Raw genomic sequence first — 22,581 nt, 5'->3', positions numbered from 1 at the left:
GATTACGCGTCCGTGCGCTTGCCGGCATCGGGGCCGTGGCGTTCGAACCAGCCGCGCACGCGGCGCGCGAGCGAGTCGAAGCCGAGGTAGATCACGGGCGTCGTGAACAGCGTCAGCACCTGCGACACGATCAGGCCGCCCGCGATCGCGATCCCGAGCGGCTGGCGCAGCTCGGAGCCCGCGCCGGAGCCGACGATCAGCGGTACCGCGCCGAGCAGCGCGGCGAGCGTCGTCATCAGGATCGGCCGGAAGCGCAGCAGGCACGCCTGGAAGATCGCCTCGCGCGGCGGCTTGCCTTCCACGCGTTCGGCCTCTAGCGCGAAGTCGATCATCATGATCGCGTTCTTCTTCACGATGCCGATCAGCAGCACGATGCCGATGATCCCGATGATGTCGAGATCGTGCCCGGTGATCATCAGCGCGAGCAGCGCGCCGACGCCGGCCGACGGCAGCGTCGACAGGATCGTGATCGGGTGGATGTAGCTCTCGTACAGCACGCCGAGCACGATGTACATCGTGATGATCGCCGCGAGGATCAGGAACAGCTGGTTCGACAGCGAGGCCTGGAACGCGAGCGCCGCACCCTGGAAGCGCGTCTGGAACGACGCGGGCAGGCCGATGTCCTGCTCGGCGGCCTCGATCGCCTTGACGGCTTCGCCGAGCGACGCGCCGGCCGCGAGGTTGAACGAGATCGTCGTCGACGGGAACTGCGACAGGTGCGCGACCAGCAGCGGCGACGGCCGCTCGTGGAACGACGCGATCGACGACAGCGGCACCTGGCCGCCACCGGCCGACGGCAGGTAGATGTCGTTCAGCGATTGCGCGTAGTGCTGCTCCTTCGGTTCGGACTCGAGAATCACGCGGTACTGGTTCGATTGCGTGAAGATCGTCGACACGATGCGCTGGCCGAACGCGTCGTACAGCGCGTTGTCGACGGTCGCCGGCGTGATGCCGAAGCGTGCGGCGCTCGCGCGGTCGATCTCGATGTAGACGGACTGGCCGTTGCTCTGCAGGTCGGTCGCGACGTCGGCGAGCGACGGCTCCTGCTGCAGCCGCGCGACGAGCTTCGGCACCCAGGTCGCGAATTCGTCCGAGTTCGGGCTCGTCAGCATGAACTGGTACTGCGTCGGGCTGACGGTGGAGTCGATCGTCAGGTCCTGCACCGACTGCATGAACAGCGAGATGCCGGTGATGTTCGCGACGCGGTGCTGCAGGTCGCGGATGATCTGCGCCGCCGTCTCGGTGCGCGCGTCGCGCGCCTTCAGGTTGATCAGCATCCGGCCGCTGTTCAGCGTGATGTTGCTGCCGTCGACGCCGATGAACGACGTGAGGCTGTCGACGTTCGGATCCTTCAGGATCTCGGCCGCGAGCGCCTGCTGGCGCTCGGCCATCGCACCGTACGAGATCGACTGCGGCGCCTGCGTGATCGCCTGGATCACGCCGGTATCCTGCGCGGGGAAGAAGCCCTTCGGCACGTACACATACAGCAGGCCGGTCAGCGCGAGGGTCAGCAGCGCGACGACGAGCGTCGAGCGCTGGCGGTCCAGCACCCATTCGAGCGCGACCGCGTAGCGCGCGATCACCCGGTCGATCGCCTGGTGCACGCGCGCCTCGAAGCGGTGGCTCTCCGGCGGCGGCGAATGGCGCAGCAGCTTCGCGCACATCATCGGCACGAGCGTGAGCGACACGATCGCCGAGATCACGATCGTCACCGCGAGCGTGATCGCGAATTCGTGGAACAGGCGCCCGACCACGTCGCCCATGAACAGCAGCGGGATCAGCACCGCGATCAGCGACACCGTCAGCGAGATGATCGTGAAGCCGATCTGCTTCGAGCCCTTCAGCGCGGCCTCGAGCCCCGATTCGCCTTCCTCGACGTAGCGCGCGATGTTCTCGATCATCACGATCGCGTCGTCGACGACGAAGCCGGTGGCGATGGTAAGCGCCATCAGCGACAGGTTGTTCAGCGAGAAGCCGGCCATGTACATCACCGCGAGCGTGCCGATCAGCGACAGCGGCACCGACAGGCTCGGGATGATGGTCGCGTAGACGTTCGCGAGGAACAGGTACATCACCAGCACGACCAGCCCGACCGCGAGCAGCAGTTCGAACTGCACGTCGCGCACGGCCGCGCGGATCATCGTCGTGCGGTCGGTGACGATCTGCACGTCGAGCGCGGCCGGCAGCGTTTCCTGCAGCTTCGGCAACTGCGCCTTGATCGCGTCCACCGTCTGGATCACGTTCGCGCCGGGCTGGCGCTGCACGTTCAGGATGATCGCGGGCTCCGCATTCACCCACGCGCCGAGCTTGGTGTTCTCCGAGCCGGCGACGACCGTCGCGACGTCGGTCAGCATCACCGGGCGGCCGCTCTTGTACGCGACGACGGCGCTGTTGTACTGGTCGGCGCTCGTGAGCTGGTCGTTGGCGTTGATCGTGTACGCGCGCGTCGGGCCGTCGAAGTTGCCCTTCGGCGTGTTCACGTTCAGATTCGAGATCGTCGTGCGCAGGTCGTCGAGGTTCATCCCGTACTGCGCGAGCGCGGTCGGGTTCGCCTGGATCCGCACCGCCGGGCGGTTGCCGCCCGACAGGCTGACGAGGCCGACGCCCGCGACCTGCGAGATCTTCATCGCGAGGCGCGTGTCGGCCAGGTCCTGCACCTGCGTGAGCGGCAGCGTCTTCGACGTGACGGCGAGCGTGATCACGGGCGCGTCGGCCGGGTTGACCTTCGCGTAGATCGGCGGGGCAGGGAGGTCGGACGGCAGCAGGTTGCCGGCCGCGTTGATCGCGGCCTGCACTTCCTGTTCGGCGATATCGAGCGGCAGGTCGAGCGAGAACTGCAGCGTGATCACCGACGAGCCGGCCGAGCTTTGCGACGACATCTGGTTCAGCGACGGCATCTGCCCGAACTGCCGTTCGAGCGGCGCGGTGACCGACGAGGTCATCACCTCCGGGCTCGCGCCCGGGTAGAAGGTCTGGACCTGGATCGTCGGGTAATCGACTTCGGGCAGTGCGGCGAGCGGCAGGAAGCGCAGCGCGACGAGACCGGCCAGCATGATCGCCGCCATCAGGAGGGCGGTGCCGACCGGCCGGAGAATGAAGAGGCGGGATGGATTCATCGAGCGGCCCGCGCGTTATTGGGCCGCTGCTTGCGACGCACCGTGCTTTTGTCCGCCGCGATGGCCGCCGGCGCCCGATGCACCCGACGCCGCGCCGGCGCCGCGCGCGCCCGACGCGCCTTTCGGCTTGTCGGCCGGAATCGAGATCTTCGCGCCTTCGCGCAGGCGGTCGGAGCCGTCGGTCACCACGCGCTCGCCGAGCGCGATGCCGCTGACGATGCTCGTGCGTTCGCCGTCGACCGGGCCGATCGTGACCTTGCGCACCGTCACCGTGTTGTCGGGTTTCACGACGTAGACGAACTGGCCGATCGAGCCCGTCAGCACCGCGGACGTCGGCACGATCGTCGCGTTGCGCATCACGTCGACGAGCAGCCGCGTGTTCACGAACTGATTCGGGAACAGCATGCCTTCCTTGTTATCGAAGTTCGCGCGCAGCTTGACCGTGCCGGTGCTCGTGTCGATCTGGTTGTCGAGCGTCGCGAGCGAGCCCGTCTCGAGCGGCACCGTGTTGTTGCGGTTGTACGCGGTGACCGACAGCTTCTGGCCCGCGTTCACCTGCTTGAGGATCTGCGGCAGGTTGTCTTCCGACGTCGTGAAGATCACGCTCATCGGCTGCAGTTGCGTGATCACGACGATGCCGCTGGAGTCGCCCGGCGTCACGTAGTTGCCGGGGTCGACCAGGCGCAGGCCGACGCGGCCCGACACGGGCGCCGTGATGCGCGCATACGTGAGGTTCAGCTTCGCGGAATCGATCGCGGCCTGGTCGGTCTTCACCGCCCCTTCGTATTGCTTGACGAGGGAAGCCTGCGTATCGACGGTTTGCGACGCGATCGAATCCTGCGACAGCAGCGTCTGGTAGCGCTTCAGGTCGAGGCGCGCCGTCGCGAGCAACGCCGAGTCGCGCGCGTGCGTGCCTTCGGCGTTCTCGAGCGACACCTGGTACGGACGCGGGTCGATCTGCGCGAGCACGTCGCCTTTCTTCACGATCTGGCCTTCCTGGAACGACACCGACTGCAGGTAGCCCGACAACTGCGTCTTCACCGTCACGTTCGCGAGCGGCGTCACGGTGCCGAGCGCGGACAGCACGATCGGCATTTCACCCTGCGTCGCGGTCGCGACCGACACGGGCTGCGGAACGTTCGCCATCGCGGCGGGGCCGCCGCGGCCGCGATGGCCGCCGGCGCCGCTGCTGGCACCGCTGCCGGCGCTTGCGCCGGTCGCAGCGCTGGCTGCCGCCGGCGTGCGGTTCCACGGGTGCCACCACAGCAGGCCGCCGACGACGACCGCGAGCGTCCCGATCATCAGTGTGCGGCGCGGACGCCGTGCAGCGGGGGAGACGGGGTCTTGCGAAGGGGGCGTGGGCTTTTGTTCGTTATCCATCGTGTTCTGTCAGGAAGACGGCGCGGCGGGCCGGGATTCGGACTGCTCAGGGCTGCGCGTGGGCAAGCGGTACCGGGATGGGGGCCCGGCTCGGTCCGGGGCCCTCCCGGCCCGCGCGGGAAAAGAGCTGTGCGCACCGCGAATGCGGCGCGACGATGGGCATGATCCTACGTGCCGTCCCCGTTACAGTCCAGCGGTCTATCTTTCAACGGGTTACGATCGTTACAGAACACGACAGGACGATGACGGAACGATTACACGCTGACGCGCCGGGCCGGCGCACCGCCGATCTCGCGGGTGATTTTCGCGATGCATTCGTGCAGTGCGGGCACGACATGTTCCTGCAGCCATTCGGGCGGACACTGGTGCGCCGCGCCGCCGCAATTCACCGAATAGCGCTGGCCCGACGGGCCGACGAACCCGGCCGCGACCGCATTCAGGCCCTCGCGCCATTCGCCGATCGCGATCGCGTGGCCTTCGCGCATCGCTTCGTCGAGCGCGGGATTGAGCCTGGCGGACACATGCGGCCAGTCGTCGCCCGCCGTGGTGCGCAGCGAATCGAGCAGCAGGCGCCGCTCGTCGTCCTCGAGTGCCGCGAGATACGCGCGGCCTACCGCCGTGCGCGCGATGTCCATCCGCGAGCCGATCTCGAGGCGCGTGACGAGCACGGCGGAGCGCGGCCGGATCACGTCGATCGCGACCATGTCGAGCCGGTCGCGCACCGCGAGGTGCACGGACAGCGACGTGCGTTCGGCCAGCTCGATCATGAACGGCCGCGAACGCGCGCGGATGTCGAAGTTGCGCAGGAAGCCGTGGCTCAGCTCGAGTACCGACGCGGTGAGCACGAAGCGCTCGCTGTCGGGCAACTGGAACAGGAAGCCGGCGCTGACGAGCGTCGCGGTGATGCGCGACACGGTCGGCTTCGGAATGCCGGTCAGTTCGGTCAGCTCGCGGTTGCTGACGGGCGCGTCGGCGGCCGCGATGCGGCGCAGCACGGCAAGGCCGCGGGCGAGCGCGGTGATCTCGTCGGGCGACGATTCGCGTTCCCGCGATACAGGAGGGGTTACAGTGATCGACACGGGGTTCTCTCTATTTCCGAAACTCGATTTCAATTTTGTTGGAATTGTAGGACGATTGTCAAAAGATGCATGTTCCGTGGGCGAACCGGTCATTGGATGAGATTTTACGGGTTCACCCTTGGTTTATTAGGAAAATGCTCAAATGAGCGTTGCCGGAAAGTGCATGAACCGGTGCAAATACCGCTTGACTTGTCGGGCGGAAACGGAAAGAATGTCTCACGTTTTCGAAACATCGTTTCAAGAGTTTAACCGGCAACGATGTTTCGCGCAGTCTCTCAGGTTCTAGCACGGCCCTCGGAATGGCTAGAACTTTTTTAGCGCCACGGTCTCCGTGGCGCTTTTTTTTGCCCGTTATCCGGTGGCAGCCCAGTCGGCCGGGATCGAAAGAACACCGTTCCACGGCAGCAAAGCCCGCGGCTTTCGACGCGTCCCGCATTGCCCGGCCCATGATTTTAATTAATTTCGGCTATCGGGACGATTTCCACAATACGCCGTCGATCTTCCTTCCCCCCGCGCCGTGCGCGTGCCAGTACGCCGGCGGGCTGCTTGGACCACGGCGGTCATGACGCCATGTTCCGTCGCATGCTGGCCGTGACGCGGTCCGGGCGCGTGTCGCCCGATGATCCGTCGTGCGGCACGCACGCCGATCGCAGGTCCGCCAGGTAGCCCGCTTCGTCCGGATCCGCCCGCTGCGCCGACGCACGGCTCCGGTCCGCCGCAAGCCCGGCTGACGCCGGCCGGGCGCGACCAGCCGGCCTCGCACCCGCCGCCGTACCGAGCATGATGCCTCCGCTCGCCGGGGCCCCCCTACGCAAAAGTAGGGGGGTGACCCATGCCGGGCCGACGCGCGCATCTGCAGAATCCAGATACGGGTCGGTGCGATGACGTCGCCAGCCCGCGTCCGCAGCAGAGCATGACGTCCAGCGCGTATCGCTGGTTGACCCCTAGGATGGAGGTCATATGTTCAGTACCCGCGCGTATTGCAGCAGTGTGGCGGCACTGTTGCTCTTCCTGTGCGCTGTTCCTTCGTTCGCCCAGTCGTTTCGCGTTCAATGCCCGCCCACCACGCCGTCCCATCCGACCGCGCTGGCGCCCGGCGTCGGCGAGCCCGCCTACACGCAGCCGTCCTACACGGGCCAGAATTCCACGTCGACCGGCGCCGTGAACGGCGCGATCAAGTGCCAGCAGATCTCGGGCGGCGACGGTTACGCCACGATGGCCAACGGCGTGCAGACCTACCTGTTCGCGTTCGGCCCGCTGTCCGGGCTCGCGGACATCAAGGCCGGCCTGCCCGGCACCGAGCTCGCGTCGGTGTTCAACACCGTCGGCGACCCCAGAACGGACCCGACCTACAACGGCGCGGTCGGCCTCGCCCCCGATCCGGATGCCGGCGGCGCGCTGACCGGCCACGTCGACCCGCGCCCGATCATGGACATCGGCGTGATGAACGGCAACCAGCCGGCGCCGATGATGGCGATCGACGAGGACGACGAGTTCTTCCTCACGCTCACGAACGTCGGGATGATCATGCGCCCGGACCTGTTCGAACGGCACACGGTGCACTTCCACGGCTATCCGAATGCGTCGTCGTTCTATGACGGCGTGCCGGATGCGTCGGTCGCGATCAACATCGGCGCGAGCTTCACCTACTACTATCTCGCGCCGGATGCGGGCACCTATTTCTGGCACTGCCACATCACGCCGCCGGAACACCTGCAGATGGGCATGGTCGGCCAGATCTACGTGCGGCCGCGCCAGGACCGCGTGCCGAAAGGCGTCTCGCTGTACGAGGCGCTGGTGACGCAGCAGTCGGACCTGCGCACGCGCTGCGGCAACGACATTCTGTGCTCGACGCCGCTGCCGAAGCAGAACAACGGCCTGGTGCGCGCGGCGAACGCGAGCATCCCGCCGACCGTGCCGGAGACGCTGTCGCTCTACGCGTACAACGACGGCGACGGCTCGACCGCGTACGACGTCGAGTACCCGATCCAGATCCACGGCTTCGATCCGAATTTCCACTTCGTCGGCATGACGTTCAATCCGGAGCCGTTCACCGACATGAAGGACAAGTTCTTCCTGCTGAATGGCCGCAGCTATCCGGACACGGTGACCGAAGGGGCGATGTCGACACCCGCGTCGGACAGTTCGATGCATCCGTCGCAGCCGCTGGCGACGCTGATCAACATCCCGGCCGGCGGCCGGGCGCTGCTGCGGATCTCGGATCTCGATGTAACCGAATACCAGACGCTGGCATCGCTCGGCATCCCGATGCACGTGGTCGCGATCAATGCCCGCGTGCTGCGCGACATGGCCGGCAACAATCTGGCCTACGACACGAACTCGATCACGCTCGGTGGCGGCGAGTCGCTCGACCTGATTCTCGACGCCAGCGACAAGTCGAAATACCACTCGGGCCAGGTGTTCTACCTGTACACGCCGAACCTCGACCACCTGTCGAACGACCAGGAGAATTTCGGCGGCCTGATGACCGAGGTTCACATCTGCAGTGCGGTGGATCCGATTACGAAGCATTGCACTCTTTGATGACCGGGGCCTGCCCGAGTCGTCGGGCGGGCCCGGCCGGGAAGTCCTGCACTGAGGAGAAAAGCCGTGGGACACATCACTCACCATGCGTGGACCGCGACGCTCGCCCGCCTTGGACGGCTCGCCCGCGTCGGCGCTGCGACGCTCGTCGCGTTGCTGTCGATGCACGCGCAAGCTGCGGCGCCGGGCATCACCGGCAAGGTATTCAACCTCACTGCCCAGGAGGCGCGCATCACGCAGCCCGATGGCACGAGCGTCTATTCGTGGGGCTACGGCTGCGCGGCGACCAGCGCGACGCCGCTTGTGTTCTCGCCGTCGACGATTACGGGCGCGACCTGTCCGACGATGCAGATTCCCGGTCCGACGCTGATCGTCAGGCAGGGCGACATCATCACCGTGACACTCACCAACAATCTGCCGGCGGCGGCCGGCAACACGTCGATGTTGTTTCCCGGCTTCGTCGTGTGCACGGGCACCCTGAGCCCGGACGGCAAGACCTGCACCGGCACCTCCGGCGTTGCCGGGCTGCTGGCGCAGGAAGCGCAGCACGGCGCGACGGTCACCTACACGTTCGTCGCGGCGACGCCGGGCACGCACACGTACTACAGCGGCACGCAGGGCGATCTGCAGATCGAGATGGGGCTGTACGGCGCGATCATCGTGCTGCCGAATACGGCGGTCAACACGGCGGGCTGCATGGCGCTGCCGGATTCGGGCAGACCGTTCGGCCAGCGCGATTTCCGCAACGCAGCGGCGGCATTCGACAACAGCGCGGCCTGCTATGACCGTGAGTATCTTTTTCAGTTCTCCGAAATGGATCCGCGCATCCATCAGCAGGCGGAGCAGCAGGTCGCGGCGAATACGTCGTGCACCAGGCCGACCGGCTGCATGACCGTCGAGACCGAGCCTTATCACCCGGCCTATTTCATGGTCAACGGCCGCTCGATGCCGGACGACATGGATCCGAACTACGCGCCGCAGTACCCGCACCAGCCGTACAACGGCAACCCGCACATGCATCCGGGCGAACTGGTGCTGCTGCGGATCATCGGCACCGGCCGCTGGCAGCATCCGTTCCACGAGCACGGCAATCACGTGCGCGTGCTGGCGCGCGACGGCAACCTGCTGCTCAGCCCGGTCGACCCGAGCCACCCGGCGAACCCGCGGCAACCGGCCGGCCCGCTGCTGTTCACGACCACCACGACGCCGGGCGTCACGATGGACGGGATTTTCTACTGGACCGGCAAGGGCCTGAACTGGGACGTCTACGCGCACTACGCGGGCGACGGCTCCGTCTGCGTGCCGGACGCGAACGGCTACTACACGACGGCGTCGAATCCGCCGGCCCCGCGCAGCGCGCCGAACTACTACGAGTGGTGCCAGGACCACGGCAAGGCGCTCGAGAAGGCGCCGTTCGGCAAGGTCGCCAGCGGCGGGCCGGTCACGCTGCCGGACTCGAACATCCTGACCAACGGCGCCTGGTATGGCGGCAGTCCGTATCTCGGTCCGGACGCCACTACGCGAGCAACGGCCCCGACGGGAACGACGCCGCCGAGCGGCGTACAGCTGAACCCGGCAGCAACGGAAGCAGGCTTCGCGTTCATGTGGCACTCGCATAACGAGCGCGAGATCACGACGAACAACATCTTCCCCGGCGGAATGATGATGATGATGCTCGTTGATCCTCCGGTATTTCCGATCGACGAATCCAATTAGGGGTGGGGAGAAAGGCGATGAGATCCACCAAGCTCACGGCGACGTTCCTTGATCTGGTCAAGGCGGGGGTCGCGGCATCGATGTTGCTGACGGCAGGCGAGGCATGTTTCGCGCAAGCGGTCGTCAATCTGACGGCGAAGGCGTCCACGGCGTTGATGCCGGACGGGCAGTCCGTGCCGATGTGGGGCTACAGCTGCACGCCGGCCGCCGTCGCGACGGTGCCGGCCGCGAATGCCACCTGCGCGGCGGCGAATCCGGCCGCCGGCGCGAACTGGTCGCCGGTGGTGATCACCGTGCCGGCAGGGCAGTTGCAGATCAACCTGACGAACAACCTGCCGGCGCCCGTGCCGACCTCGCTCGTCATCGTCGGCCAGCTGGGCGGCGGTCTGGGCGACAAGCCGACGACCACGCCGAGCCCGCCCCATCCGACGCAGACCGCCACGACCTGGCCGATCGTCACGGCGACCTCGACCGCGCCGCTGGCATCGTTCGTGCCGCCCGTGCAAGGGCCGCGCGTCGAGTCGTTCGGGACCGAGGTGGCGCCGTCGACCGATCCGAAATCGCACACGACGCTCACCTGGGCCAATCTCAAGCCCGGCACCTACCTGCTCGAGTCGGGCACGCACCCGTCGATCCAGGGGCCGATGGGCCTCTACGGGGTGCTGGTGGTGAAGAGCCCGAGCGTCCCCAGTTCGACGTGCGCATCGACGAACCAGGCCTATCCGAACACGGCGTCCTGCTATGACGCCGACGTGCCGCTCGTGATGGGCGAGATCGATCCGGTGCAGAATGCCGCGGTCGCCGCGGCCGTCGCGACCAAGGGCTTCAGCGAAACCGCCGCGTGGTCGGGTCAGCCCGGCGGATGCGGCGACTCGAAGTCGATCACGTTCGGCACCTGCTATCCGCCGGTGGTGAACTACGATCCGCGCTATTACCTGATCAACGGCGTGGCCTTCGATCGCACCAACCCGAACGCGTCGGCCTTTGCGCCGAGCGCGACCGTGCCGGTGTCGACCGGGCAGGTGCTCGTGCGCCTGGTGAACGCCGGGCTGCGCATGCACGTTCCGGCCGTGGTCGGCGCGCAAACGGGCAATCCGTCCGTTCCCGGCTTCACGCTGATCGCCGAGGACGGCAACGTGATACCCGGCGCCGCGCGCATCCAGAACGCCGTATTCATGGCGGCCGGCAAGACCTACGACGTGATGGTGAACGCGCCGGCCGCGGGTGCGATGCCGGTGTACGACCGCGAGTTGAGCCTGTCGACCAACAATCTGCGCGACGGCGGGATGCAAGGCTACATCGCGGTCAACAACGCCCAGCCGTCGGCGACCGCCGGCATCGGCGAAACGCCGACCGCCGCGGGCGCGAACTACTACTTCGTACCGGGCACGACGCTCACCGTGTCGGACCCGGCCAAGGGCGTGATCGCGAGCGACTCCGGCGTGTACGGCGTGAAGGTCCAGACGCCGCCCGCGAGCGGCACGCTCACGCTGAACCCGGACGGTACGTTCACGTATCTGTCGAGCAGCGCGACGAACGACAGCTTCGTCTATCAGTCGACCAACGGCACGCCGCCGGTGACGGCGAAGGTGACGTTGACCGCCTGCACCACGAGCAACAAGTGCCTGTCGGTCCCCACGGCGGGCAATGCGAGTTTCGCGAGCAACATCGCGTCGCAGATTCAGGTCGGTGCGCCCGGCGTGCTCGCCAGCGCGAGCGATCCGGCCGGGTTGCCGCTCAGCGCGCAGATCGTCGCGTCGAGCGCGACGAACGGCACCGTGACGCTGAATCCGGACGGATCGTTTACCGCGGTGCCGACGACGCCGCCGCTGGCCGGCAACGGCGCGGCCGCGCAGACGATGACGTTCCAGTACAAGGTCACCAATACGCAGAAACAGACGAGCGCGAATGCCGGGACGGTGACCGTGACCTTCAATCCCGGCAGCGGGCTGGTCGTGAACGTGATGGATGCACCGAGCATGGCGCCCGATGCGACCGCGCCGAACAAGGCGGTCCAGCTCACCGACTATCGCTGGATCATCGAGGAAGACCGCACGATGCAGATCGATCCGGCCTGCCAGGTGAATTCGGCGACGTCGCGGCCGGCGAACTGCCCGCCGCTGCCGGTCCCGAGTCTCGGCACGAACTTCCACACGAGCTACATGCCGGTGGTGGCGGCGGGCTGCGTCGGCACCGTGGCATGCGAATCCGGGCAGACCGTGTACGACCCGGTCTCCAACACGCACCTGGCGACCGTGTGCGACGTCGGCAACGGCGTGTGCCGTACCGGCACGAACGTCTCGCAACAGGCGCCGGTCGATCCGAAGTACGTGGCACTCGATCCGACCAAGCATTACTACATCTCGATCCTGCCCGGCGATGCCGGCAACACGTTCACGAACGGCGGCGGCGTGCCGCCCAACACCACGCGGCAATTCAGCATCGCGCTCGACTGCCCGTCGGGTCCGAGCGGCGCGGATTTCGCGCCGGGCACCGGCAAGTGCGGCCACAGCATGGGCGGCGCGCCGATTTCGCCCGCGCAGATCGCGGCCGCGACGGCAGGGCAGACTGCCGCCGGACAGGCCGGGCAGCTCAACGTGCTGCTGACGGAAACGCCGTACCAGACCGCGAAGCTGTCGGTGTTCGTGTTCGAGGACGATGCGCCGCTGAACGGCGAAGTGGATGTCAGCGGCGGGTCCGACGGATTCGGCACCGCGCGCGAGCCGGGGCTCGGCGGATTCGAGGTCAAGCTCTGGGACGATGCCGGCGGCACCGGTGACCCGACCGGGCAGATGACCTACGACATGTTCAACATGCCGCTGTCGAATTCGCTGCAGGGCACCATCGACCCGCTTACCGGGCTCAATGCGTGCCCGATCACGACGGCGACCGACGGCCTGGTCGGCATGATTCCGACCTGCCCGAAATACGAATCGGATGGCAAGACGCTGTCGCCGCTCGTCGGCCAGGCCGTCATCGCCAACCTGATGCCGGGCCGCTACGGCGTGATCGCGACGCCGGCGGCCGACCGGATCGGCCGCGGCGAGGAATGGCTGCAGACCAACACGCTCGACGGACAGAAGGCGCACGACGCGTTCATCAAGGTCGGCGGACCCGCGTACTTCCAGGAGTTCGGGCCGGCCGGCTATCACGTGTCGATCGGCTTCGCGAATCCGAAGACCATCAACGCGCGCAGGACCAACGCGGCCAAGACGGGGCTGTGCGACACCGGTGCGTGCCCGAACACGCTCACGGGCCGCGTGACGAACCTGCACTACAGTCGCCCGCCGAACGAGAACCTGTACAGCAGCGGGTCGCACGATTCTCTGGCGTTCTCGCAATGCTATGTGAGCGTCGGCGATCCGGACAGCGAGGATTACGGCTTCACGAAATGCGACAGCCAGGGCCGGTTCACGATCAGCGGCCTGCCGAGCGGCACGACGCGCATCACCGTGTTCGATCAATGGAACGACCAGATCGTCGACGGGCTGGCCAAGGCGGTCCAGTTGCCCGCGGCCAACGGGAGCACGACGGTCGACGTCGGCGACCTGTCGGTGCTGCAGTGGCAGACGAACCTCTATACGCGGACCTTCATCGACCTGCACGGCGACGGCGTCTCGCATCCGGACGACCCCGGCATTGCGCAGGCTTCGGTCAACATGCGGTTCCGCGACGGCAGCTTCTCGAACTTCAATTCGACCGACGCCAACGGCTATGCGCCGTTCAACGAGATCTTCCCGCTGTTCAACTGGTATGTGGTCGACGACGACCTGACGCGCTTCAAGTCGACCGGTACGCACGTGGTGTATGACGCGGGCGGTCCGGTGGACGGCACCGGCGTGCCCGGCAGCGGGAATTCGACGCTGGCCGCGAATTTCGCGAACACGGTCGAAACCCTGTCGCTGCCGTCGAACCTGCAGGTGCCGGGCGCCCGGTATTGCGCGGACGCGGACTGCGCGTCGACCGGCACCGGCTCGACCGGGCGGGTCGATCCGCCCTGGGTGGGCACGGAGGCATGGCAGGGCTTCTCCGGCCAGAACTCGTTCATCGAGTACGGCAAGACGCCGTTCGCGAAGGGTGAGAACGGCGGGATACGCGGCGAGGTGATCTACGCGTCGACGCGGCCGTTCGACGATCCGACGCTGCTGATCCACACGAAGTGGACCCCCAACGTGCCGAACGTCACGGTGAACCTGTACCAGGAGGGCACGGCGACGGACGGCACCACCAACCTGACGCTGGTCGATACGACCAAGACGGCGAGCTGGGACGACTGGGCGCAGGGCTTCCGCGCGGACGGCGTGACGCCGAACATGAACTGCCCGGGCCAGGATCCGAACGACCCGTTCTATTTCACGCTGAAGAACAGCACCAACTGGCTCGATCCGCAACATCGCCAGCTGCCCGCGAGCGCGCAGTACAAGTGCTACGACGGCATGCACGTGTTCAACCAGATCCAGCCGGCGCCGTATGACGGGATGTACAAGTTCCCGAGCGTGACGGCGACGGATTCGAGCGGCAAGCCGGTCGCGTCGAACTGCACGATCTGCGTCGGGAAGAACCCCGTCGACGGCACGCCGATGCTGCCTGCCGGCAAGTACGTGGTCGAGATCATCGTGCCGCCGGGCTACGAACTGGTGAAGGAGGAAGACAAGAACATCCTGATCGGCGACAACTACATCGCCCCGGTGACGCAGCAGTTCGGCGGGATCGGCGCGATCTTCATCCTTCCCGACCAGGCCGCGGTGAACTCGACGTACAACAAGAACAACGCGCAGAACATGACCACGGACCTCGGTTCGACGCCGCATGCCGAAGGCGACACCGGCAGCGTCGAGCGGTTCTGGCCGTGCGTCGGTGAGTTGCGCATCGTGCCGGACTACATCAGCCTGTTCCCGGGATCGAAGGAAGTCGCGCCGTTCGCGGGCGCGTCCCGGCATCTGTGCGACCGCAAGGAGGTGATGCTCACCGACGAGGAATCGGTGCTCGCGAAGTTCTGGATCTTCAGCTCGACGCATGTCAGCGCGCACTACACGGGCTTCATGCTCGACGACTTCTCGTCGGAGTTCGATCCGTACTCGCCGCAGTTCGGCGAAAAGTTCGCGGTGCCGAACGTGCCGGTCTCGTTCAAGGATTTCTCCGGCAACGAAATCTCGCGCACCTACTCGGATCAATGGGGCATCTACAACGGACTGACGTTCTCGACCTGGGAAGTGAACCCCCCGAACCCGACCGGTTATGCGCCGACGATGATGGTCACGTGCATGAACGATCCGGGCCCGATCCCCGATCCGCAGCACCCCGGCAAGATGATGACCGATCCGTTGTACAACCCGGCATACAGCCAGTTCTGTTACGAGATTCCGTTCATGCCCGGACAGACGCAGTACATGGATACGCCGGTGGTGCCGGTGCAGGCCTTTGCCGATGGCTACAACCAGCCCGATTGCGCGTATCCGGATGCGACGCCGGCGATCTCGAGCGTGACCGGCGACACGATCGGCGCCGGTGCGGGCCCGTGGGTCAGCGCACCCGGCAAGCAACTGACGATCACCGCGCTGGGCGACCAGCAGGTGCCGAACCATGCGTACACGGGACCGAACCAGAGCACGGCGCCGTTCAACCAGAAGTTCATCACGCGCCACTACGGCTTCGGCGGCACGCAGGGCACCGGTACGGTCACGATCGCGGGAGTCAATGCGCAAGTCGTGTCGTGGAGCGACTCGAAGATCGTCGTCCTCGCGCCCGACCTGAGCATTCCGGCGCTCCCGTCGCTGACGGTGCCGTCGACCTGCACGATCCAGCAGATGGGCGCGCCCGCGACGCAGTGCGGCGAGCTCGTGATCACGGCCGGCAACGGCAAGCGGTCGATCGATGCGATCACGGTGACGATCGGCGGCAAGGCGCCGACCTACGTGAGCGGCGAGAACGGCGCGAGCAATGCGCTCCAGACCGCGATCAACAATGCGAGCGCGGGTGACATGATCGTCGTCGGTCCGGGCACGTACAACGAGATGCTGGTGATGTGGAAGCCGGTGCGGCTGCAAGGCGTCGGCGCCGGGTCGGTGACGGTCAATGCGAACACGCATCCGTCCGGCAAGCTCGATCCGTGGCGCAGGCTGATCGCGTGCCTGTTCGGCACGTCGCTCGATGGCGGGCTGATTTCGGCCGCGTACGATCCGACGAAGCCGATCTCGCCGACCAACAACCCGTACGATCCGTCGGGCACCTATCAATGCTCGACGCAGATGCAGGGGCACGTGGATCCGATCCCGTTCGAGCCGACGATCGGTTGGGACAGTACGCAAAACGGCAATCTCGGCGAGTTGCTGATTGAGCCGTCGCTGATGGGCGCGTATGAAGGCGCAGGCATCACGGTGCTGGCCAAGGGCGTTCAGCCGAGCACGAACTGCACCGCGAACGGCATCTGCACGCTGCTCACGAAGCACGACTGCACGACGGACCCGAACAACCCGAACTACAGCAACTTCCTGTGCAACCCGTCGCGCATCGACGGGATCACGGTCACCAACAGCTCGCAGGGCGGCGGCGGGATCTTCCTGCACGGCTGGAACCACTACACGGAGGTATCGAACAACCGCGTGACCGGCAATGCGGGCACGCTGTCGGGCGGCATCACGGTCGGCCAGGTGGAAGTGCCGGACGGCACCATCGCCCCGGACGGCGTGACGCAGTTGCCGTTCATGTACAACACGTTCGTCAACGTCCACCACAACGCCGTCACAGGAAACGCGTCGTATGGCGACGAGATCAACTCGACCACGCCATCGTCGGCCGGCGGCGTGACGCTCTGCACGGGCGCCGACTACTACCACTTCAACTACAACTGGGTATGCGGCAACATCAGCAGTGGTGACGGCGGCGGCGTCGCGCACTTCGGGTTCAGCTACAACGGCGACCTGTCGCACAACGTGGTGTTGTTCAACCAGAGCAACAACCCGACGCTGCCGACGTATGGCGGCGGGATCATCGCACAGGGCGTGCCGCCCGACGGCACGTTCTGCGAGAACTCGCTCGTCGACGTCGATTGCGCGCCGCAGCTGTCCGACGGCATCGGCCCGGATCTCGTGATCGACGGCAACCTGATCATGGGCAATACGGCGGAAAGCGGGAAGGGCGGCGGCCTGCGGCTGCAGAACGTCAACGGCACGGACGTGCAACGCAACCTCGGCAACCCGAACAAGTGGTACCAGGTGCGCGTGATCAACAACATCATCGCGGACAACGTGGCCGGCTGGTCGGGCGGCGGCGTGTCGCTGCAGGATGCGGTGCGCGTGAACTTCATCAACAACACGGTGATCGCGAACGATGCGACGGCGTCGGCGGGCGTGCTTTTCAATACGCCGGCTGCGTCGCAGTCGAACGTGCCGCCGCCGGGATGCACGAGCAGCCCGAACAGCGCGGACTCGACGTGCACGAGCTTCATCGAGGCATCGACGCAGCAACCGGCCGGGCTGGAGACGGCGGGTCATACGCAGAACCTGCTGGCAGCGTTCGTCCCGCCCGCGAATTTCAGGGGGAACGTCCGTTGTCCCCCGAATGAGCCGAACTGCACGAAGTTCTCGAACCCGGTGCTGACCAACAACCTGTTCTGGCAAAACCGCTCGTTCTACATCTCGGTGAGTTCGCAGCCGAACCCGAACATACCCGGGGTGCAGAACGCGGTCACGCTGAACCCGATCCTGAACCAGAAGGGGCAGTCGACAGGCTACTGCGTGACGGGCGGCACGACCCCGCCGTTCTATTGGGACATCGGCGCGTACGGCGACACCGGGCCGGCCAATCATCAATCCGGGCTGACGATGAACCCGCAGCATTCGATCATGACCAGCACGGCGGGCTACGGCGCGACCAACATCGCGGCGAATCCGCAGACGGTGGGCCAGTACTGCAACGGCTCGCGGGTGCCGCCGGAAGCCGGCGGAAACGGCTTCGCCGTGCCGCCCGGGATTGCCGATGCGGTGTTGCCGAACCCGCTGTTCGGCCTGATGCCGACGGCCACGCCCGATGAAGGCAACCAGTGGATCAACATGTCGTACGGGCCGTTGTCGCTGTTCAACGAGGCGCTCACACCGGGCAGCACGGGTTACAACGTGATGATGGGCAACTACTCGATCACGGGCACGTCGCCGGCGATCGGGGCGGCCACGGGTGCCGGCGCGCCGAATCACGACATCTTCGGCACGCCGCGTCCGCAAGGCAACGGCTACGACATCGGTGCTGTCGAGTACGTGATGCCCGGCCTGCTCGGCGGCACGCCGATCGATCCGCTGGCGCTGGGCAGCCAGCCGACCGGCCTGGCCGCGCTTATCCCGCAGGGCCTCGGCGGGATCGCGGGCCTGCTCAATGGCGGCGGGCTGCCGGCCCAGTTCCGCGCCCCGGCGCTGCGGCGGCCGCTGGCCGGTGCGCTGCGGCTGGCTCCGGCGACGCGGCCGCTGCCGGCTGGCGCGTTGACGCAGTCCCCGGCGCTGGCGCGGCCGCCGTCGGGCGTGCTGTTGCAGAACCCGGCTCAGACGCCGCTGCGCAACCGCGCGCAAACCCAGACGCAGACGCGTGCGCAACCGCGCACGCCGCTGCGGCCGCCGGCGCCGACCCCGGCACCGGCGGCGCCCGCGCCGCTCGCGGGAGCGCTGCAATGAAGCCGGCGGCCTTCCGTGCGGCGTCGATGCTGCTGCTCGCGGGCGGCGCCTGCCTCGCCGCGGTCCGGCCTCAGCCGGCCGCGGCCGGGCAGGATGCGCCGGCCGAGCCGGTGGCCCGCCGGCACTCGCCTTACCTGCCGGTGAGCCTGCCGCGGCAGGCGAAGGCCTATTACCAGACGGCGAAGGGCATCGACGACCTGCACGTGCGCAGCACCGCGTCGGGCAACCTGATCCGCTTCAGCTACCGCGTGACCGATCCGGAGAAGGCGCGGCTGCTCGGCGACACGAAAGCGACCGTCTATCTTTACGGCGAAACGAGCCACGCGCTGCTCGTGATTCCGGTGATGGACCAGATCGGTGCGCTGCGGCAGACCGGCCAACTCGAGACCGGACACGAATACTGGATGGTGTTTTCCAACAAGGGAGGGCCGATCAAGCGCGGCGAACGCGTCAGCATCCTGATCGATTCGCTGCATATCGACGGGCTGGTGGTCGAGTAATCACATACATGCGCATGCCGCCGCGCATCGACAACGGGCGGCCTGCATGCGGGGAGAGCAGTCATGAACCGGTTTCTTTTCAAGTCGATTTCGGCGGCGTGCGCCGCCGGCTTTTTGACTTGCGGCCAGGTCGCATCCGCGGCCTCGGCAGCGGGGAATGCGCAAGCGGCGTCGGCGTCGCATATGGACGCGGCGCAGATCGCCGAGCGCAATGTCGCGGCCCGTGGCGGGCTGCAGGCGTGGCGGGCCGTGTCGTCGATCAGGATGACGGGGCAGCTCGATGCGGGCGGCAAGAAGAACGTCAGGCTGCCGTTCACGCTGACGCTGAAGCGTCCGCACAAGAGCCGGCTCGAAATCCAGTTCGAGCAGCAAACCGCGCTGCAGGTGTACGACGGCTCGCAGGGCTGGCTGGTCAGGCCGTACCTCGGCCGCAACGATGTCGAGCCGTATACGCCGGCGCAACTCAAGTCCGCGGCGTCATCCGCCGAACTCGACGGTCCGCTGATCGACTACGCGAACAAGGGCACCACGATCCAGGCGCTTGGCACCGAGCAGGTGGAAGGGCATCGCGCGTATGTGCTGAAGCTGACGTCGAAGGATGGCGCGGCGCGCCGCCTGTGGGTCGACGCGGCGAGCTTTCTCGAACTGAAGATCGATGGCGAGCCGCGCGTGCTGGACGGCAAGACGCACAGCGTCGCCGTTCTCTATCGCGATTACAGGAAGGAGAACGGTCTCGTCATGCCGCACACGCTCGAGACGGTTGTGAGCGGCGTCAAGGAGACGCACCGGATCACGATCGAGCATGTCGCGCTCAACGCGACGGTCGACGACGCGATGTTCGGCAAGCCGCCGCTTACCTTCGCGAAGGCGCCGAGTCACGCGGCCGAGATCCGGACGAGGTGACGGCCATGGGACGGATCGGATCGTGGGTGCTCGCCGGCTGCGCGATGGCGGCCTTGTGCGGGTGCGAGCAATTGCCGGGGCAGGGCCTCGGCGCGGACCAGATCGTCGAGAAGAATATCGCGGCGAGAGGCGGGCTCGACGCGTGGCGCAAGGTCCAGACGATGGTCTGGTCGGGCCATGTGGATAGCCCGAACGCACCCGTGCGCGACATGCCGTTCATCCTCGCGATGAAGCGGCCGAACAAGACGCGCTTCGAGATCACCGTGCTCAACCAGAAGGCCGTACGCGTGTTCGACGGTCGCGAAGGCTGGAAGCAGGGCGCGAGCGGTGGCGCCGGCCTGCGGCCGTACACGCCGGGCGAGCTGATGTCCGCGCGCGACGAGCAGGTGATCGACGGCCCGCTGATCGACCACGATGCGAAGGGCATCGGCGTGACGCTGGACGGTGTCGACTCGCTCGGCGGGCACGATGCGTACCGCCTCGCGGTGAAGTTGCCCTCCGGTGCGGTGCGGCATGTGTGGATCGACGGGCGGACGTTCCTGGACGTGAAGGCCGACCGCCAGGTGCGCGGGCCGAGCGGCCCGCTCACGGTGGAGGTGAACTACGGCAACTTCAAGCTCATCGACGGCCTGCAGATCCCGCTCAGGATCGAGAGCGGAACGGCGGCCTCGCCGACCAAGGACACGCTGATCATCGACAAGGTGTCGCTGAATCCGCCGCTCGACGATGCGCTCTTCGCCCGACCCGTATCGCCGGGCGGACGCCGTCCAGCGTCGATCGATGCGCACGTGTCGCCGGCGCCGCCGGGCGCCGGCCGGCCGACGGTACGGCCATGAACGGCATCCGGGGGCGACTGCGCGCCCTCGCGGCGGCGTGCCCGCCGGCCTTGCGCGGGCGGCTGGCGCGGCGGGTGGTGCTGGCCGCGTTGTGCGCAAGCGCGGGCCACGCGATCGGCGGCGAGGCCGCGGCGCCCGTCGTGCCGGCGGACGCGGGAGAAGCGATCTTCCAGCGCGGCATCCTCGGTTCGGGCGCACCGCTCGAAGCCGTGCATCAGGACGGCGTGCGCCTGCGAGGCGCCGCCGCCGCCTGCATCAATTGCCATCGGCGCAGCGGGCTGGGCTCGAAGGAGGGCAACAACACCATCCCGCCGATCACGTGGCGCTACCTGGTGCATCCACGCGCGCAGACCGCCGAGGATCTCGACATTCCGTACGTTCCCGGCATGCGCACCGACCGCGAGCCGTACACGGAAGAACGGCTCGCGCGCGCCGTGCGCGACGGGATCGACCCGGAAGGCAGGCCGCTCGGCAGCCTGATGCCGCAATACGCGCTCGGCGACGCCGACATGGCCGCGCTGACCGGCTATCTGAAGCGTCTCGATCGCCGCAAGCCGTCGGGCGTGACGGACACGGTGCTGCATTTCGCGACGATCGTCACGCCGGACGCGGACCCGGTGAAGCGGGCGGGCATGCTCGACGTTCTGCAGCACTACTTCGCGGACAAGAACGCGTTTCCGTTCGGCACGACGCCGCCGCTGCGTTCCACGCGAAAAATGATGTTCATGGTCAATCGCCGCTGGGAACTGCATGTGTGGGAACTGAAGGGGCCGCCGGACACGTGGCGTGCGCAATTGACGCAGTTTATCGCCCGGCAGCCGGTGCTGGCCGTGGTGTCGGGGCTCGGCGGCAGGAACTGGGCGCCGGTCCACGACTTCTGCGAGGCGGAGGCCGTGCCCTGCCTGTTTCCGAACGTCGAGGTGCCGGTCGAAACCGACCACGATTTCTATTCCGTGTACTTCTCGCGCGGCGTGCTGCTCGAATCGGACCTGATCGCGAAGCGCATCCTGGACGAAGCCGGTGCGCGGCCGGCGCGGCAAGCGGTGAAGACGGTCCGGCAGGTCTATCGCAGCGGCGACAACGGCGAGCGCGGCGCACGTGCGCTGGCTGCCGCGCTGCAGGCGCACGGCATCGTCGTGTCGAATCGCGCGCTCGCGTCCGGCGACAGCGTCGCGCGCGCGTTGCGCCGAATGCCGCACGACGACGTGCTCGTGCTGTGGCTGCGGCCGCCGGACCTCGCGGCGCTCGCTCATATGCCGCCCGCGTCGGACACGGTATTCATGTCGGGGCTGCTCGGCGGGCTCGACAATACGCCGCTGCCGACGAGCTGGCGCGGCGTGACGCGCATCGCCTATCCGTTCGATCTGCCCGAAGGGCGGCGCGTGCGCGTCGACTATGCGTTCGGCTGGTTCTCGATCCGGCGGATTCCGATGGTCGCGCCGCAGGTGCAGGCTGACACGTATCTCGCATGCGGCCTGCTCGCCGAGACGCTCAGCCATATGGTCGATGCGTTCGTGCGCGAGTATCTCGTCGAGCGCATCCAGGACATGCTCGAGCGCCGCATCCTGACGGGCTACTACCCGCGCCTGACGCTCGCGCCCGGACAGCGCTTCGCGTCGAAGGGCGGCTATATCGTCCGCTTCGCCGGGCCGGATCGCCTGAAGCTCTCCGCCGACGGGAGCTGGATCGTCCCCTGAGCGGCCGCGCGCGCCGAGATGGAGTAGGGATCAGACCGCGTAAAGAGGGAGTCGCCCCATGTCGGCTTTCACGGGGGCTTCGCACAATGAAGGCATCGTCCGACGTGCGCATATCGCGTCGGAATGGGGCGACACACGGCATGGGGGGAA

Annotated in this window: 10 protein-coding genes; 7 read left to right on the top strand and 3 right to left on the bottom strand. The window is 67.0% G+C overall.

Going from position 1 to position 22,581, the window contains the following annotated elements:
- Window positions 1–2: 2 nt before the first annotated feature.
- The 3 genes from JYG32_RS08465 to JYG32_RS08455 all read right to left on the bottom strand — a co-directional run bounded on the left by JYG32_RS08465 (window position 3) and on the right by JYG32_RS08455 (window position 5,575).
- Window positions 3–3,116: an MdtB/MuxB family multidrug efflux RND transporter permease subunit gene (locus tag JYG32_RS08465; protein WP_213265290.1), complete on the bottom strand. Its 3,114-nt coding sequence runs from the start codon at window positions 3,114–3,116 to the stop codon at window positions 3–5.
- 15 nt (window positions 3,117–3,131) lie between these two features.
- A complete protein-coding gene (locus tag JYG32_RS08460; RefSeq protein ID WP_213265289.1) occupies window positions 3,132–4,496 on the bottom strand; it encodes an MdtA/MuxA family multidrug efflux RND transporter periplasmic adaptor subunit in 1,365 nt (454 codons plus the stop codon).
- 254 nt (window positions 4,497–4,750) lie between these two features.
- Window positions 4,751–5,575: an IclR family transcriptional regulator gene (locus JYG32_RS08455; RefSeq protein ID WP_213265288.1), complete on the bottom strand. Its 825-nt coding sequence runs from the start codon at window positions 5,573–5,575 to the stop codon at window positions 4,751–4,753.
- Window positions 5,576–6,535: 960 nt separating this feature from the next.
- Between JYG32_RS08455 and JYG32_RS08450 the strand changes: the two genes are divergently transcribed.
- From JYG32_RS08450 to JYG32_RS08420, 7 genes are all read left to right on the top strand, one after another.
- Window positions 6,536–8,119, top strand: coding sequence for a multicopper oxidase domain-containing protein (locus JYG32_RS08450; protein WP_174382860.1), 1,584 nt, complete (start codon window positions 6,536–6,538; stop codon window positions 8,117–8,119).
- Between the two features lie 66 nt (window positions 8,120–8,185).
- Complete coding sequence (locus JYG32_RS08445) at window positions 8,186–9,835, top strand: multicopper oxidase domain-containing protein (RefSeq protein ID WP_213265287.1); 1,650 nt, start codon at window positions 8,186–8,188, stop codon at window positions 9,833–9,835.
- Window positions 9,836–9,852: 17 nt separating this feature from the next.
- Window positions 9,853–18,495: a choice-of-anchor Q domain-containing protein gene (locus JYG32_RS08440; RefSeq protein WP_213265286.1), complete on the top strand. Its 8,643-nt coding sequence runs from the start codon at window positions 9,853–9,855 to the stop codon at window positions 18,493–18,495.
- The gene (locus JYG32_RS08435) at window positions 18,492–18,995 is read left to right on the top strand and encodes a hypothetical protein (RefSeq protein ID WP_213265285.1); all 504 of its coding nucleotides are present in this window, start codon (window positions 18,492–18,494) and stop codon (window positions 18,993–18,995) included. The genes JYG32_RS08440 and JYG32_RS08435 overlap by 4 nt, the downstream gene beginning before the upstream one ends.
- Window positions 18,996–19,058: 63 nt before the next feature.
- The gene (locus JYG32_RS08430) at window positions 19,059–19,898 is read left to right on the top strand and encodes an outer membrane lipoprotein-sorting protein (RefSeq protein WP_213265284.1); all 840 of its coding nucleotides are present in this window, start codon (window positions 19,059–19,061) and stop codon (window positions 19,896–19,898) included.
- A gap of 5 nt (window positions 19,899–19,903) precedes the next feature.
- Window positions 19,904–20,734: a hypothetical protein gene (locus tag JYG32_RS08425; protein WP_213265283.1), complete on the top strand. Its 831-nt coding sequence runs from the start codon at window positions 19,904–19,906 to the stop codon at window positions 20,732–20,734.
- On the top strand, window positions 20,731–22,431 hold the full coding sequence (locus JYG32_RS08420) for a c-type cytochrome (RefSeq protein ID WP_213265282.1): 1,701 nt from the start codon (window positions 20,731–20,733) through the stop codon (window positions 22,429–22,431). The genes JYG32_RS08425 and JYG32_RS08420 overlap by 4 nt, the downstream gene beginning before the upstream one ends.
- Window positions 22,432–22,581 lie beyond the last annotated feature (150 nt).

The sequence above is a fragment of the Burkholderia pyrrocinia genome, from assembly GCF_018417535.1.
GTDB classification, from domain to species: domain Bacteria; phylum Pseudomonadota; class Gammaproteobacteria; order Burkholderiales; family Burkholderiaceae; genus Burkholderia; species Burkholderia pyrrocinia_E.
The sequence above is the reverse complement of the archived record's forward strand: the minus strand, read 5'-3'. Positions and strand labels throughout refer to the sequence as shown.